At 64.7% G+C, this 16410-nt stretch carries 13 protein-coding genes and 1 pseudogene; 4 read left to right on the top strand and 10 right to left on the bottom strand.

The genetic code is table 11. The features are described 5' to 3' along the window. Positions 1-128 precede the first annotated feature (128 nt). A pseudogene (locus tag F6X39_RS29895) lies at positions 129-425 on the top strand (LysR substrate-binding domain-containing protein); the annotation flags it as partial. A 58-nt stretch (positions 426-483) separates the two neighbouring features. On the opposite strand, the gene F6X39_RS29890 reads toward F6X39_RS29895, so the two are convergent. The 9 genes from F6X39_RS29890 to F6X39_RS29850 all read right to left on the bottom strand — a co-directional run bounded on the left by F6X39_RS29890 (position 484) and on the right by F6X39_RS29850 (position 12812). Continuing rightward, complete coding sequence (locus tag F6X39_RS29890) at positions 484-1308, bottom strand: helix-turn-helix transcriptional regulator (protein ID WP_184035467.1); 825 nt, start codon at positions 1306-1308, stop codon at positions 484-486. Between the two features lie 100 nt (positions 1309-1408). Beyond that, complete coding sequence (locus F6X39_RS29885) at positions 1409-2536, bottom strand: hybrid sensor histidine kinase/response regulator (protein ID WP_187619223.1); 1128 nt, start codon at positions 2534-2536, stop codon at positions 1409-1411. Between the two features lie 9 nt (positions 2537-2545). Beyond that, on the bottom strand, positions 2546-3190 hold the full coding sequence (locus F6X39_RS29880; protein ID WP_187619222.1) for a chemotaxis protein CheB: 645 nt from the start codon (positions 3188-3190) through the stop codon (positions 2546-2548). 10 nt (positions 3191-3200) lie between these two features. Next, a complete protein-coding gene (locus tag F6X39_RS29875; RefSeq protein WP_187619221.1) occupies positions 3201-4046 on the bottom strand; it encodes a CheR family methyltransferase in 846 nt (281 codons plus the stop codon). A gap of 34 nt (positions 4047-4080) precedes the next feature. Next, positions 4081-7665 (bottom strand): response regulator, encoded by a 3585-nt coding sequence (locus F6X39_RS29870; protein ID WP_187619259.1) that lies wholly within the window; start codon positions 7663-7665, stop codon positions 4081-4083. Between the two features lie 229 nt (positions 7666-7894). Then, positions 7895-10015, bottom strand: coding sequence for a catalase HPII (gene katE / locus F6X39_RS29865; protein ID WP_187619220.1), 2121 nt, complete (start codon positions 10013-10015; stop codon positions 7895-7897). A gap of 119 nt (positions 10016-10134) precedes the next feature. After that, positions 10135-11034, bottom strand: a complete 900-nt coding sequence (locus tag F6X39_RS29860; RefSeq protein WP_187619219.1) for a MipA/OmpV family protein — start codon at positions 11032-11034, stop codon at positions 10135-10137. Positions 11035-11389: 355 nt separating this feature from the next. After that, positions 11390-12148 carry a peptide-methionine (S)-S-oxide reductase MsrA gene (gene msrA / locus F6X39_RS29855; RefSeq protein ID WP_187619218.1) on the bottom strand — a complete coding sequence of 253 codons (759 nt, stop codon included), beginning with the start codon at positions 12146-12148 and terminating at the stop codon, positions 11390-11392. 148 nt (positions 12149-12296) lie between these two features. Next, positions 12297-12812, bottom strand: a complete 516-nt coding sequence (locus F6X39_RS29850) for an Lrp/AsnC family transcriptional regulator (protein ID WP_026226668.1) — start codon at positions 12810-12812, stop codon at positions 12297-12299. Between the two features lie 140 nt (positions 12813-12952). Between F6X39_RS29850 and F6X39_RS29845 the strand changes: the two genes are divergently transcribed. Beyond that, complete coding sequence (locus tag F6X39_RS29845; RefSeq protein ID WP_187619217.1) at positions 12953-13969, top strand: 1-aminocyclopropane-1-carboxylate deaminase; 1017 nt, start codon at positions 12953-12955, stop codon at positions 13967-13969. A gap of 14 nt (positions 13970-13983) precedes the next feature. Here F6X39_RS29845 and F6X39_RS29840 read toward each other — a convergent pair whose 3' ends face one another. After that, entirely contained in the window at positions 13984-14895 is a 912-nt protein-coding gene (locus F6X39_RS29840) for a LysR family transcriptional regulator (protein WP_184060001.1), read from the bottom strand. A gap of 137 nt (positions 14896-15032) precedes the next feature. Between F6X39_RS29840 and F6X39_RS29835 the strand changes: the two genes are divergently transcribed. Further along, complete coding sequence (locus tag F6X39_RS29835) at positions 15033-15758, top strand: pirin family protein (RefSeq protein WP_187619216.1); 726 nt, start codon at positions 15033-15035, stop codon at positions 15756-15758. 97 nt (positions 15759-15855) lie between these two features. Beyond that, on the top strand, positions 15856-16269 hold the full coding sequence (locus F6X39_RS29830) for a DoxX family protein (protein ID WP_187619215.1): 414 nt from the start codon (positions 15856-15858) through the stop codon (positions 16267-16269). Positions 16270-16410 lie beyond the last annotated feature (141 nt).

Below are 16410 nucleotides of genomic sequence, written 5' to 3'. Positions count from 1 at the left end.
GTCTAAGCGGGTTTGCCGGGCCAAGTCGACCCGCACGAGTGTCGGTCGTCGACGCGCCGCGCACAATCAATCGATTTTTCACGATTCGTAAGTTTTTTTTTAGAATCGATCGTATGCCTCTTACCCGCGTCGAGGCGCGCATCATTCCCGTCGATGTCGTCGACAACGTGACCACCGCGTTCGGCCTCGCCGCGCAAGGGCTGGCGGTCACGCTCGCGCCAGCCTATGTCGCACCGCTCGCGCGGACCTTCGGGCTCATGATGAAGCGCATCGTCGATCCTGAAACGATTCGCGAGGTGTGCGTGTATCGGTCGACCGAGCGTGCGCTGTCGCCATCGGCCGACGGCTTCGCGGATTTCGTGATGCCGTGGTTGAAGCGTTGGGATCGGGAGACGCAGGCCGAGGCGCGGGGTAAGCGGAGTTGAAGCGGACTCGAAGCGCGATGCGACGCGCGCTTCGGCGCGAGTTTCGACAGATGTGCAGCTAGGGCTGCATACACAGCGCGAACAGTTGCCGCTGATTTGAAATCCCGAGCCGCGCGTACGCGCGCTTCTGGTACGTGACGACGCTCGCCGGCTTCACGCCCATCTGCCCGGCGATCTCGGCCGCGCTCGCGCCATCGAGCGTGCCACGCAACACGTCGAGCTCGCGCGGCGTCAGCGTCGGACATGCGCGCCGCACGCGCGCGAGCATCGCCGCACCGGTGCCCTGCTGATGTTGCCCGTTCAGCGCGTATTGGCCCTTCGCCGCATGCGCGAACAGCGGCGCGACGCTTTCGATCCGCTCCAGTTCGCCCGGCGCGAACACGCCGTACGCGCGGTCGCGATACAGGTTGATCGACAGCCACACGCTATCCGCCGGCTGCACGAGCAACGACAGCCGGTCCGATACGTTCGGCTGCGCGTAGCAGGCCGCGCGGTACGCTTCGTTTTCGATTTCGTCGCCGCGCTGCTGATGCAGCACCAGCGCATCGCGCAAAGCGGTGCGCCGGCTGTGGTTCGATTGACCGATGATCGCGCGATTGCCGTCGAGCGCATAGAAATGCGCGGCGTAGCGTTCGGCGACGTCGCGCAGAAAATGCCCGCCCCGATGGTCGGCCGCCGACACCGTACGGGGCCGCGCGTCGAACTCATACGCGAAGATCGTGCACTGCGAGACGGGCAGCGACAACGTTTCGCCAACCGTCAGCAGAATGCTCGCGGCGAGCGCGTCGGCATCCGGATGGGAGATCGCCATGACGAGGTCGGTGGCGCGCGCGGTGCTGATCTGACCGCTGCGCTGCGGTGATGCGAGGCGCCAGGAACGCATGATGGGGATTCGTGCTTGCGCTGCGTGAATTGGGTTGCGGCAAGCGTAGCACAGCGGGCACGCGGTGGCCCACCGGCGTGATCGCCGGCCTGGCGATGCTTTATCGCCGGGTAAACGACCCCCGCTGCAACGCCACCGTCCTCGGCAATTCGATCGTAAAGGTCGTGCCGGATTCGTCCGTGGATACGACGCTGACGCCGCCGCCATGCATGCGCGCGATCTCCTGCACGATATGCAGACCGAGCCCGAGCCCTTCGCGCGAGCGCGCGCCGTTGCCGTTCGACACGAACGCCTTGAACAGATGCGGAAACACCTCCGCCGGAATCGTGCCGCGATTGGACACCTTCAGGCGCACGCAATCCTCGGCGTCGCCATCGACCTCCACGCCGATATCGCCCTCCGGCGCGCCATGATGCAGCGCGTTGCTGACGAGATTCGACACCGCCTGCCACACGAGATCGGTATCCCACGCGCCGGCCGTGTTGCCGGTGCAGGTGAACACGATCTGCTTGCCGCTCTTCTGCGATGCGAATTCGTCGATGACCGAGCGGCACAGCGTCGCGAGTTCGATCGAGCGCGGCTGCAACGGCAGACGTCCGCCTTGCAGGCGCGCGAGGTTCAGCAGCTGATCGACCATCCGCGCCATGCGCAGGGAGCTGTTCTTCACGCGCGCGGCCACGGTTGCGGCCTGCTCGTCGGCGGCCGTGCGCATCAGGTATTCCGCCGACGCCAGCACCGCGCCGAGCGGCGTGCGCAGATCGTGGCTGAGCACCGCCATCAGCATCTCGTTCGCTTCGAGCATCTGGCGTGTCGTCACCAGTTGCGCGGCGAGTTCGCGCTTCTGCTGCTCCAACTGCACGAACACGTCGGCCTTCGACTGCAGGATGCGCGGATCGAACGGCTTGTACAGGAAGTCGACCGCGCCCGCCTCATAGCCACGGAACGTGCGCGACGCGTCCTGCGCGGTCGCACTCAGGAAGATGATCGGCACGTGCGACGTGCGCGGGCTGCCGCGCATCAGCGCGGCCAGCTCGAAGCCGTTCATGCCGGGCATATTGACGTCGAGAATCGCCAGCGCGACTTCGTGCTTGAGCAGCAGATCGAGCGCGGCGGTGCCGCAGTCGGCGACCAGCACCGCGACGTCGGGCCGCGCGAGCAAGGCTTCCAGCGCGGTGATGTTGTGGACGATGTCGTCGACGATCAGGATGTTCACAGGTGAGTTCGTCATGGCACCGGTTCAGAGGGAAGTCGGCAGCGCGGCAAGGCGCTTCGCCAAGGTTTCGGGATTGTAGATCGCGTCGGCCGCGCCGCGCTCGATCGCCGCGCGCGGCATCTCCGGTGCACCGGCGCTGCCGGGGTCCTGCACCCACGCGGCGCCGCCGAGCGCGCGCACGCATTCGAGCCCCTGCGCGCCGTCGTCGTTGGCGCCGGACAGCAGGATCGCAAGCAGCCGCTCGCCGTACACCGCGGCGGCCGATTCGAACAGCACGTCGATCGACGGCCGCGAGAAGCGCACCGCCGCAGCGGTCGACAGCGCGACCGTGCGGTCCACTTCGACGAGCATGTGATAACCGGGCGGCGCGACGTACACCCGGCCCGGCAGGATCAGCTCCCCCGCATCGGGTTCGAGCACCGGCAGCGCGCAGCGATGCGCGATCGCCGGCACCAGATAGCTCGGCAAATCGGGCGGCAGATGCGCGACGATCATCACGGCTGCCGCGAAGCGCGCGGGCAGCGCGGCGAGCAGCACCTTGAGCACCTCGATGCCGCCTGCCGACCCGCCGATCACGACCAGTTGATAGCCGCGCCGCGCGTGTGTCCGCGCGGCGGTGCCGGCGTCGGCGGCCTGGGTGGGCGGGGGTTCACTGGTCGAGCGTGGCATCGCGACCTCGCTAACGCTTCTGATAGATGCGTTCGGCCGCGCGAAACTCGTCGAACGCCGGGTAGTGATGTGAAAACCGCAGGGTTTCCTTGCTGCCCAGGCCGAGAAAGCCGCGCCGCACCAGTGCGTTCTCGAACAGCCCCAACGCGCGATCCTGCAAGCCGCGATCGAAATAGATCAGCACGTTGCGGCACGACACCAGATGCGCTTCGAGGAACACTTCGTCGGTGGACAGGCTGTGATCGGCGAACACCACGCGCTCTTTGAGCGAGCCGGAAAAGCGCGCGCCGCCATACGCTGCATGATAGTAGTCCGACAGCGAACGCGTGCCGCCCGCCGCCAGATAGTTTTGCGTGAAGCCCTGGATGCGTTCGAGCGCGTAGATGCCCGCCTCCGCGCGCGCGAGCGCGTCGGGGTTGATGTCGGTCGCGTAGAACAGCGTGCGCTCGGTGAGACCCTCCTCGTCGAACAGGATCTTCAGCGACCACAACTCCTCGCCGGTGCTACATCCGGCGACCCACACCTTGATCGACGGGTAGGTGCGCAAATGCGGCAGCACGTGCTCGCGCAGCGCGAGGAAATACGACGGATCGCGAAACATGTCGCTGACCTGCACGGTCAGGTAGCGGAACAGCCGCGAAAACTCGTTGCCGTCGCGCATGATGCGGTCCTGCAATTGCGACAGCGTCTCCACGTTGAATTCATCGAGCGCCTGCGCGAGGCGGCGGCGCAGCGACGACATCGCGTAGTGGCGAAAGTCGTGCTGATACTTCAGATAGATCGCCTCGAGCAGCAGCCGCAGCTCGATGTCGAAATCGCTGATGCGGTGCGGTGCCTCAGATGCGGACGGTTTCATCGCGTTTCTCGCTTCCGTGCTAACGCTCGCGCCGTCAGCGCTGCCGCAGCCACACGCGGCACAGCGCGACGAGCTTGTCGACGTCGATCGGTTTCGACACGTAGTCGTCGGCACCTGCTTCGAGGCAGCGCGTGCGATCGTTCGCCATCGCCTTCGCGGTCAGCGCGATGATCGGCAGATGCGCGAAGCACGGATTGCGGCGAATCTCGCCCATCGCGGTCAGGCCGTCCATCTCGGGCATCATGATGTCCATCAGCACCAGATGCACTTCCGGCCCGTTCTCCAGTTCGTCGAGCGCCTCGCGGCCGTTGCGCGCGATCAGCAGTTTCGCGCCGAGCGGCTCCAGCACGTGCGACAGCGCGAAGATGTTGCGCACGTCGTCTTCGGCAAGCAGGATCGTACGGCCCTCGAACGCATTGTCGCGTTGCCGCACCGTGCGCAGCATGCGCTGCTGCTCCGGCGCGAGCGACGACTCGACGCTATGCAGAAACAGCGTGACTTCATCGAGCAGACGCTCCGGCGATTTCGCGCCCTTGATGATGATCGACTTCGAGTAGCGGCGCAGCCGGCGCTCCTCTTCGTCGGACAGCATGCGGCCCGTGTAGACGATCACCGGCAGCGATGCATGCGCGCTGTTCGCGGCGAGGCGTTCGAGCAGATCGTAGCCGGTGCCGTCCGGCAGCGCGAGATCGGTGACGACGCAGTCGAACGTCAGCGCCGACAGTTGCTCGAACGCCTCGGCGAGCGTCGCGACCGCGACGATCTCGGTGTTCTCGCTTTGCAGCAGCGCGCGGATGCTTTCGCGCATCGGCGCGTCGTCCTCGATCACCAGCACGCGCTTCAGGCGTTGTTGCAGCCGCGCTTCGAGGCGGCGGATCGCGGCCTCCATCGTCGAGCGCGCGGTCGGCTTCAGCGTGTAGCCGATCGCGCCGAGGTGCAGCGCCTTGTCGGCGTGATCGGTGGCCGACACGATATGGATCGGAATGTGGCGAGTCAGCGGATCGTTCTTCAGCCATTCGAGCACCGTGAGGCCCGAGCGGTCCGGCAGACCGACGTCGAGCAGCACCGCGGCCGGCCGCATGTCGCGCACCAGCGCGAGGCCGCTCGCGGCATCGCTCGCGTGCACGAAGTCGAAGTCGAGTTCGTGCACGAGATCGCGCAGAATCGCGGCGAACGGCGGATCGTCTTCGACCGCGACGATCAGACGGCCTGCGCGGGTGCGATTGTCGCGATCGTCAGCTATCGACGCGGCGGCGGGCTCGGCGGCGTCGGGCAGCAAGGCTTCGCGCGACGCGGTGGGCGGCGCCCGGCTTGCTAGACGATTCGCTGGCGAGATCACCGCAGCGGGTGCGGTGTCGAGCGGCGTGCGCAGCAACGGCGCTTGCGCCGTCGCCTGCGCGCCCATGCCCTCGTTCAGCGCGTTCAGCGTGGCGACGCTCGTCATCGCGCTGTCCGCGCTCACGCGCGCCTCGCGCGCATCGAGCGGCAGCCACAGCGAAAACACGCTGCCCTTGCCGACTTCGCTCGCCACCGTGATGCGCCCGCCCAGCAGCCGCGAGAACTCGCGCGAAATCGACAGCCCGAGGCCGCTGCCCCCATATTGACGGCTCGTCGAGCCATCGGCCTGCTGGAACGCCTCGAAGATCATGTCGAGCTTGTCGGCCGGAATACCGATGCCCGAATCGCGCACGTCGAAGCGCAGCACGTTGTCCTCGACCCTGGCGACCTCGAGCGTGACCACGCCGCGCTCGGTGAACTTCACCGCGTTCGACAGCAGGTTGCGCAGGATCTGCGTGAGCCGCTGGCCATCGGTGACGAACGTATCGGGCGTGCCCGGCAACGTGTCGAAGGCGAGACGCAAGTGCTTGGTCGCCGCGATCGGCCGAACCATTTCTTCGAGCGATTGCAGCGTCGCCTCGATCGACACCGTTTCGGGCTCGACCGTCAATTGACCCGCCTCGACCTTCGACAGGTCGAGAATGTCGTTGATCAGCACGAGCAGATCGCTGTTCGACGCGTGGATCGTCTCCGCGTAGCGCACCTGCTCGTCGGTCAGATTGCCGCTGCGATTCTGTTGCAGCAGGTTCGCGAGAATCAGCGAGCTGTTCAGCGGCGTGCGCAATTCGTGCGACATGTTCGCGAGGAACTCGGACTTGTAGCGGCTCGACTGTTCGAGGCGCTCCGCATTGGCCGCCAGATCGTTCTGCACGCGCAGCAGATCCGATTTTTGCCGCTCCAGCCGCAGCGCGTATTCCTCGAGCCGCACGTTGGTCTGTTCGAGCTCGGCCTGCTGCGCTTCGAGGCGCCGTTGCGATTCCAGCAGCGCGCGGCCGCGTTCCTCGAGCCCTTCGTTGGAGACCCGCAACTCCTCCTGCTGGACCTGCAACTCCTCGTTCAGCTGCTGCGTCTCGGCGAGCGCATCCTGCAGGCGTTCGCGGTACAGCGCCGCCTCGAGAAAATTGCCCATGCTGTGGCGGATCAGCTCCATGAACTCTTCGTCGCGCGGCGTCACCTCGCGCAGGAAGCCCATTTCGACGACGCCGTTGACCTGGCCGTCGTTGTCGATCGGCAGGATCAGCAGATTGCGCGGCGCGCCGCTGCCCGTCGCCGACACGACCCGCACGTAATCGGCCGGCACGTCGCGCAGCACCAGCGTGCGGCGCGAGCGCGCGGCCTGGCCGACCAGCGTTTCACCCTCCTCGAAACTCAGAGCGGCCGTCTGCTCGCTGTCACGGCTATAGCCGTACGCGGTGATGCGGCGCAGCGTGCCGCTCTGCCTGTCGCGCACGTACAGCGCGGCGACGACCGCATCGAGATATTGAGCGAGAAACTCGAGCATCGCGCGGCCGACGAGCGGCGCGCTCGTCTGGCCGGCGACCTTGTCCGCGAGCAGCCGCTGGCCCGAGCGCAACCAGACCTGCTGCTCGAGCAGCGCGGTCTGTTCGGCCTGACGGCGCAGCACGTCGTCATAGATCTCGGACAGGTCCAGCAGTTCGCGACGGCCTCGCCACGCGAGCAGGCCGCTGACGACGAGGCTGAACAGCAGAAACACGCCGACCAGCGTCGCCGTCACGTTGCGCGTCGCTTCGACGCGCTGCTGGCGCAAGCGCAATTCGACATCGAGAAAATCGCCGAATTCGCGGCGCGTTTCGTCGAATTCGAGCTTGCCGCGCCCCGCTGCGATCGCGCTCTCATAGTCCTGGTTGCGGCGGCGCGCGTCGATGATCTGTTCGGCGAAGCGGCTCCAACGCTCCTGCAAGGCCTCGATCTGCTTGAGCCGCTCGATTTGCGGCGGGTTGTCGGCGACCTGCTTTTTCAACGCTTCGAGCTGTGCCTTGAATTTCGGGCCGCCGTTTTCATACGGTGCGAGGAAACTCTCGTTACCGGTGATCAGAAAGCCGCGCATCGACGATTCGCGAGCCACCGCGAGCCGCAGCATTTCGTTGGCGTCGCCGATCACGCGCTCGGAGTGCTCGGCCCAGTTCATCGTCGACACGAGATACGCGATCAAGCCGACGAACAGCGCCATCGTGACGAGGCCGACGCCCAAAGGCAGCGCGATATTGCGGCGAAGGATGCGGCGGAAACGGAGTTGATCGACGGCCTGCGATGCGGTCATTTTTTCTGTAAGTGGCATGGCGAATCGAGTCGATGCAGAATATTTTTCGGGTCTGCGCACGGTGTCGAGTGCCGCGATGCGACCGCTGTCATCATACAAGGACGACCCGCACGCGCGCGACGCGGAATGCAAAAACAACCTGGCCGGCTAACACCGGCCAGATTCCTGCATCGACGCGTATCGACGCGCCGCGTTTCAGCAGCGCATCAGCGCAACCGGCTCGGCCCGCTCAGGCCGGCACCGATTCCGCCTGCGCCGCGCGCGACCACACGCGATGCTGTCCGGCGGCCTTGATGAACGCCTTCAACACATCGGCGGACTGCGAGTCCTCGCCGGTCGCGACGCCGTCCGGCTGCGCGGGCAACTGCGCGGCCGCGAGCAGGTCGCGCCCCGCGCCGAGCGCCGCGATCGCCTTCAGATGCTTGAACGCTTCGAGCACGAAGTGCCGCGCATCGCCCGATTGCGACAGTGCCTTCGCCCCTTTCTCGCCGCCGACGACGATCACCGCGTCGAACATCACCGATGGCAGCCCGGCGATCGTCGCGTCGGGCGCGAGGCCATCGATCTCGGCGAGCGTCGGCGCGATCAGCATCGGCGTCGCGCCTTCGCCCTTGAGCGCCTGCTGCAACTGTTTGATCGCCGCGCCATCGGAGCCGGGTGCGGCGAGCAGCGCGATCTTGCGGGTCTTGATGCCGGGCTTCACGCGATTGAGCAGACTCAACGCCGGCGACGTCTTCGGCCCGACGAGTTTCGCCGTGCCCTGTTTCGGCGCCGGCAAGCCGAGTCCTTCGGCGACCTTCGCGGCGAGATCGGCGTCGAAGTTCGCGAGAATCTCGTTGACCTGACGCGCGCGAATCTCGAGCTTCGTCACCTTGCCGAGCTCGAACTGATAGGCCGCCGCGATATGGTCTTTTTCCGGCTGCGACATGCTGTTGTAGAACAACGCGGCCTGCGAGAAATGATCGGCGAACGAGTCGCTGCGCACGCGAATCTTCGTGCTCTCGACGCGTTCCTGATAGCTGTCGAAGCCGCCATCTTCAGCGGCCGGATCGGTTTCCTTCGGCCAGCCGTCGTTCAGCGAGTTCGGCTCGTACGACGCCTGGCCGACATGGATCGCCTGCCGATGCATCGCATCGCGCTGATTGTTGACGGACGGACAGACCGGCCGGTTGATCGGAATCTCGTGAAAGTTCGGGCCGCCGAGGCGGCTGATCTGAGTGTCCGTGTACGAGAACAAACGCCCCTGCAGCAACGGATCGTTGGTGAAATCGATGCCCGGCACGATATGCCCCGGATGGAACGCGGCCTGTTCGGTCTCGGCGAAGAAGTTGTCCGGATTGCGATTGAGCGTCATCTTGCCGATGATTTTCACCGGCACCAGCTCTTCCGGAATCAGCTTGGTCGGATCGAGCAGGTCGAAATCGAACTTGTGCTCGTCGGCTTCCTCGACGATCTGCACCCCCAGTTCGTACTCCGGACAATCGCCGTGCTCGATCGCTTCCCATAGGTCGCGGCGGTGAAAGTCCGGGTCCTTGCCCGCGAGCTTCTGCGCTTCGTCCCACAGCAGCGAATACGAGCCGAGCACGGGACGCCAGTGGAACTTGACGAAACGAGCTTTGCCCTGCGCATTGACGAAGCGGAACGTGTGAACGCCGAAGCCTTCCATCGTCCGAAAGCTGCGCGGAATCGCGCGGTCCGACATCGTCCACAACACCATGTGCGCCGATTCGGGCACGAGCGAGACGAAGTCCCAGAACGCGTCGTGCGCGGACCCGCCGGTCGGCATTTCGTTCGGTGCTTCCGGTTTCACCGCGTGCACGAAGTCAGGAAACTTGATCGCGTCCTGGATGAAGAACACCGGCATGTTGTTGCCGACCAGATCGAAATTGCCTTCCTGCGTGTAGAACTTCGTCGCGAAACCGCGCACGTCGCGCACGGTGTCGGCAGAGCCGCGCGGACCTTGCACGGTCGAGAAACGCACATAGACCGGCGTTTCTGCGGCCGGGTCCTGCAAAAACGCGGCCTTGGTGTACTCGCGCATCGATTCGTAGACCTTGAAGACACCATGCGCGGCCGAGCCACGCGCATGCACGATCCGTTCGGGAATGCGCTCGTGGTCGAAGTGCGTGATCTTTTCACGCATGATGAAATCTTCGAGCAGCGATGGACCGCGCGGTCCCGCACGCAACGTGTTCTGGTTGTCGGCGATCTTGACGCCCTGATTGGTCCTCAGGGCCTCGCCTTGCGGCTTCACGCGATTGCGTTCGAGATCGTTCGATTTCGCGTCGTTCGGCTGCGCTGCCCCGTTTGCCTGGGCCGCGGCCTTCTGGGTATTCGCTTTACCTGCCATGGGGATCGACTCCTTGTGTTCGAGCGCGCGGCGACGGAGGCGTCGCGGCGCGCGATCACAGAGTCAGCAAGGGCTATACCCACCAAGTCACGGCGCAATGGCTGCGCGCCGGCGGTGCGTCAGAACCGGTAGTTGATCGACACGTCGGCGACGCCGGTCGCGCGGCTGCGCGTGATCGGACTATTGCCCGCGCTGCCGACGAGCTGCTCGAACGCGCCGTCGGCGGTCGCAAACCAGTGCTTGCTGAACAGCCAGATCGCGCTGATGCCGAAACCCACCGACTTGAAGCCCGCGCTCGCGTGATACTGCGGATACTGCGAGTGTGCGGCCTGCTCCTGATTGACGCCGAACCAGCTGTTCATGTAACTGGAGTCCGCGAGCACCACGTTCGGGCCGGCGAACCAGAAGAACTGCCTGGTGCTGCCGGGCATCGGCATATAGGCGCCGAGATCGCCGATCCAGCCGTTCGATCCGCCGAAATAGCGGCGGATATCGGCGCGCAGGACGAGCGGAAAATCCTTCGACACGACGTACTCGCCCGAAAGCTTCAGACCGGGCGCCGGGTTGATGTTGCCGAGCCCGTTGAGTTCCTGCGGATCGTCCTGGCCGCGTCGCCCGAGGTCGTAGACCGCGGCGAGACTCATGCGCCAGTTCTCGCCCTGCGCGAAATTCACGCCGAAACCTTCGCCGCTCGACAGAAAGAACAGATCCTTGTAGCGCACGTCGATGCTCGGGCCGGTCACCAGGTGATAGCGGTCCGATCCTTCGAAGCGCGGCTGGAACGATGTGGCCACGCCGAAACGCAGTTGCCAATCGGGAATGTTCGGCTGCCACATCTTCTGCAGCGGAATGCCCACTGAATATTGCCATTCGCCGAGCGGCGACGGCGTCTGCGCGAAGACCACACCCGGCACGCAGGCCATCGCGCCCAAGGTCGCGGCGACGAGCGAGCTCGCCGCGATGCCGGTTTGTTTATGGCGAGGCATGGCGCCCCGCTTCTTTCTACGGCTGTTGACCACCGGAAGCCTCCAATTTCGCTCGTCGCGATGAGGTTAGGTTTTCGCCCGGGGTCCAGCACGGACCCAAAAACGCGGACGACCGCCGCGCTGTTACTTACGGCGTGTAATTTTTCCAATCGATGAAGCGGGCAGCGCGATGCGCACGAGGCGCGGCGAGCCCGCATGACCCACGCGCTAGTATGGCCACTGCGCATAGTTCTTGCGCGCCGCGGTGACGCGGACAATGGCCAACGGAACATTGCTGCGCAAGATACGCGCCAACTCTGTGGAAGATTGATGACGAGCGCGACCCAAGGCGTAACCCGAAGACGGTCCGGCGCTGCGGCGGCGCCGCTGGCGCCGCCGTTCAGAGGGGTTATCGCCCTGCTTCGACGAGTACCGGCTTGTCGCGGTACAGGTTGGGGAACAGGCGTTTCAGGTTGGCGATTTTCGGCATGTCATTGAACACGATGTAGGCCGAATCGGGATGCAAGGTCAGATAGTTCTGGTGATACGACTCGGCCGGATAGAAGCCCTTGTACGGCTCCGTCTTCGTGACGATCGGCGCGGGGAACACGTGCGACTTGTCGAGCTGCGCAATGTAGCTTTGCGCGACGTGCCGTTGCGCGTCGTTCAGCGGAAAGATCGCGGAGCGGTATTGCGTGCCGCTGTCGGGCCCCTGACGATTCAGCTCGGTCGGGTCCTGAACCACCGAGAAATACACCTGCAGCAACTGGCCGTAGGTGACCTTGCCAGGATCGAACGTGACCTGCACCGATTCGGCGTGCCCCGTCTCGCCGCCGCTGACGGTCTCGTACTGCGCGGTGTCGCGTGAGCCGCCCGAGTAGCCGGACACCGCCCGCGTGACACCGCGCACATGCTGGAACACCCCTTGGACGCCCCAGAAGCAGCCACCCGCGAACACCGCGGTTTCCTCGTGCGCGGTGCTGGCCGGGATCGGTTCGTCGAGCGCGGGCGGCGCGATCACGACGGCACTCTCCGCCGCGAACGCGACGCGCTGCGCGAGCGGCAACGCGAGCGCGGCCGCGCCTAGCAGCAACGACAACACGGCCGCGCGTGTGCGTTTCGAGGTGCCGCCGAACGATGTAAGGAATTGCGGTCTGTTGCGAGTCATGATGGTCGCTCCGGAAAAGTGCCGGCGCCCGCCCGCGTTGGCACGGTGCTGCCACGGCCGCATGCGGGTGCGCCGAAGCTTGGTCGCGCGGGCGCGGCGTTTATGACAGCATGCGCGCTTTCGCCGGCCGGCGGCGCGGCCGCGCGGCTCACAGCGGAAATTTCGTGGTCGACAGGATTTCCTTCAGCACCATGAATGAGCGGATCTGCCGTACGCCCGGCAGATACAGCAACTGCTCGGCGTGCAGTCGATTGAAGCTGTCGCTGTCGCGCGTGCGGATCACCATGAAATAGTCGAACTCGCCGGTCACCACGTGGCACTCCATGCAGCCGGCCACTTTCTGCGCGGCCTTCTCGAACTCGGCGAACGACTCGGGCGTCGAGCGATCCAGTACCACGCCGATGATCACGAGCATGCCCGCGCCGGCCGCCTTTGGATCGAGCAGCGCGACCACGCCGCGAATCAGCCCCGATTCCTTCAAGCGTTCGACGCGCCGCAAACACGCCGGCGCGCTCAGCTTCACTTTCGCGGCGAGCGCCACGTTCGAAATCGACGCGTCGGTTTGCAACTGCCGCAGGATCGCGCGATCGATGCGATCGAGCGGGTGGTGAATCGCGCCGATGCCCGAAGGTGGCGCTCCAGCACGAACTTTCGTTGCGCTCATGACCATATGTACGAAGTTTTGTTAGGAAGCGGACATTCCTTGTTTTCGAAAAATACGTCTACGCGATTTTTTTCGCAAGCTCATTTCTGACGGTTTTTCCTAACATGAACTCATGGAAATCACCCCACCACGGAGCCGCGATGAACCTGCAACGATTCCCCCGCTACCCGCTCACCTTCGGACCGACGCCAATTCAACCGTTCAAGCGTCTGAGCGAGCATCTCGGCGGCAAGGTCGAGCTGTATGCCAAGCGCGAGGACTGCAATAGCGGCCTCGCGTTCGGCGGCAACAAGACCCGCAAGCTCGAGTATCTGATCCCCGACGCGCTCGCGCAGGGCTGCGACACGCTCGTGTCGATCGGCGGCATCCAGTCGAACCAGACGCGCCAGGTCGCGGCGGTTGCCGCGCATCTGGGCCTGAAGTGCGTGCTCGTGCAGGAGAACTGGGTCAACTACTCGGATGCGGTGTACGACCGCGTCGGCAACATCCAGATGTCGCGCATGATGGGCGCCGACGTGCGGCTCGTGCCGGACGGCTTCGACATCGGCTTTCGCAAGAGCTGGGAAGACGCGCTCGACAGCGTGCGCGCGGCCGGCGGCAAGCCGTACGCGATTCCGGCCGGCTGCTCGGACCATCCGCTCGGCGGCCTCGGCTTCGTCGGCTTTGCCGAAGAGGTGCGTCAGCAGGAAGCCGAACTAGGCTTCAAGTTCGACTACATCGTCGTGTGCTCGGTGACGGGCAGCACGCAGGCTGGCATGGTCGTCGGTTTCGCCGCCGACGGCCGTGCCGATCGGGTGATCGGCATCGACGCATCGGCAAAACCGGCGCAGACACGCGAGCAGATCACGCGCATCGCGAAGCGGACCGCCGAGAGCGTCGAACTTGGCCGCGACATCACCGCGAAGGACGTCGTCCTCGACGAGCGCTACGGCGGCCCGGAATACGGTCTGCCGAACGACGGCACGCTCGAGGCGATCCGTCTGTGCGCGCGGCTCGAAGGCATGCTGACCGATCCGGTGTACGAAGGTAAGTCGATGCACGGCATGATCGACAAGGTGTGTAACGGCGAATTTCCGGCCGGCTCGCGGGTACTTTATGCGCACCTGGGCGGCGTGCCGGCGTTGAGCGCGTACAGCTTTATCTTCCGCAACGGTTGATAGGGTTTAGGGGATTAGCCGACGGGCGTCCGCGGTTCGGTCGCGAGCTTCTTCCTCAGATGCCTGCGCAGAAACTCGACGAATGCCCGGATCGTGACCGAGCTTTGCCGATGCTGCGGATACACGGCATAGACGCCCGTCGCCGACGGCAGGAACGCTTCGAGCACGGGCACGAGTTGTCCGCTTGCGAGCGCATCGGCGACGATGAAATCCGGCAGCCGAACGATTCCAAGTCCCGCGACGGCCGCATCGCGAATCAGATCGCCGTTATTGGCGCGTAACGGCCCGCGCACCTCGACGCTCTTCACCACGCCCTCGACGCTGAAGTCCCAGCTCACCGCGCCGCCGTGGCCGTACAGCAGACATTCGTGGTTCGCGAGATCGCCAGGCACGGCCGGGCTGCCACGCCGGCGCAGATAACCGGGGCTGCAGCACGCGACCATCTTCACATCGATCAGCTTTTGCGCGATCAGCGACGAATCCGCCAGCGTGCCGATACGGATCGCCATGTCGAAGCCTTCGCCGACCACATCGACGGCGCGGTCGCTCAGTTCCATGTCGAAGCGCACGTCGCGATGCTCGCGCAGAAACGCCGCGACGAGCGGCGACAGATGCATCATGCCGAACGACATCGGCGCACTCACGCGTAGCAGCCCGCGCGGCCCGGCGCGGCGCAGCGACATGGCTTGCTCGGCGTCCTCGACCTCGCCGAGGATGCGCTTCGCGCGCTCGTAGAACTCCTGACCCAGATCGGTCACCGCCAGCTTGCGCGTGTTGCGGATCAGCAGTTGCACACCGAGTGCTTCCTCGAGCGCCATCACACGGCGGCTCACGAACTGTTTCGACAGTGACAGCCGGTTGGCCGCGGCGGTGAAATTGTGGGCGTCGACGGTCGCGACGAAGATGCGCATGTCATCGAGTTGCATCGTATTGTCCACTCCAATGCGACAGTGTTTCCGGTTTTATCATGATTATAGCCATCCGGATTGACCTACACTGTCGTTCATGGATCGCAGCCAAACATCTGGCCCGGATCGCACGACAAAACTCAAGGAGAAAGAGCATGCTCGAAATCAGACACGCCAACCAACGTGGCCGCGCGGAACACGGCTGGCTCAGCTCGCGTCATACGTTTTCGTTCGCGAACTATCACGATCCGAAGCAGAACGGCTTCTCCGACCTGCTCGTGATCAACGACGACCGTGTGGCGCCGGCGCAGGGCTTCGGCAAGCATCCGCATCGCGACATGGAGATCTTTTCGTACGTGCTCGAAGGCGCGCTCGAACACAAGGACACGATGGGCACGGGCTCGGTGATCGTGCCGGGCGACATCCAGTTGATGAGCGCGGGCACCGGTGTGGCGCACAGCGAATACAACCATTCGAAGAGCGATCCGGTGCACTTCCTGCAGATCTGGATCGCGCCGGCCCAGCAAGGCACGAAGCCGCGCTATCAGCAACAGCACTTCGGCGCGGCCGACAAGCGCGGTGTGCTGCGGCTCGTGCTGTCGCCGGACGGTGCGAACGGTTCGCTGCAGTTGCAACAGGATGCGCGCGTGTATGCTGGTCTGTTCAACGGCGAGGAAACCGCACGGCTCGAACTCGCGAAGGACCGCTATGCATATGTTCAGGTGGCGCGCGGCAGCGTTACGGTGAATGGCGTCGAGCTTGGCGAGGGTGACGGCGCGCGGGTGCGGGGTGAAGAAGCGCTGACGTTCACGCAGGGCCGCGATGCGGAAGTGCTCGTGTTCGACCTGCGTAATATCGAAACCTCGGCGTTGTGGGCATAAGCGCTCCGCTTGCGCCGCGATTGACTCAAACCTGAACGCGGCTCGCTGGACGACGATTTCCAGCGAGCTTCATCCCTCTACCCTATCGGGAAAAATCATGCGCTACACACTGTTTGAAAACCAGAAAGACGTCGTCGTTCTCGTCGCTCGAATCCTGCTGATGGTGCTGTTCGTGATGTTCGGCTGGTCGAAGCTGACCGGCTTTGCCGGCACCGTCGCTTATATGACGTCGACCGGCGCGCCCGTGCCGGCGTTGTCGGCTGTTATCGCGGTGGTGATGGAGCTTGTGGTGGGCATCGCGCTGTTAGTGGGATTTTTCACGCGACCGCTGGCGCTGCTGCTTGCGGTGTATACGCTCGCCACCGCAATCATCGGCCATCACTACTGGAACATGACGGGCGCGATGCAGTACGACAATATGATTCATTTCTACAAGAACATCGGCATCATCGGCGGGTTGCTGCTGTTGTGCGTGACCGGCCCCGGCAAGTATTCGTTCGACCGGCGGTGATACCGATTCCCGTGCTTCAATCGGCATAGGGGGCAGCCTGAGGCTGCGCCCCTGCCACACCACCCGGCATGCGGGTCCGCACCGGGCGGTTCGGGAAGTTGAGGTTAGGAGAGTCGGGGCACACCCAGCTGATCGAAGTAA

This window comes from Paraburkholderia sp. UCT2 (assembly GCF_014397665.1).
GTDB lineage: Bacteria > Pseudomonadota > Gammaproteobacteria > Burkholderiales > Burkholderiaceae > Paraburkholderia > Paraburkholderia tuberum.
This window is presented reverse-complemented; position numbering and strand designations above follow the sequence as displayed.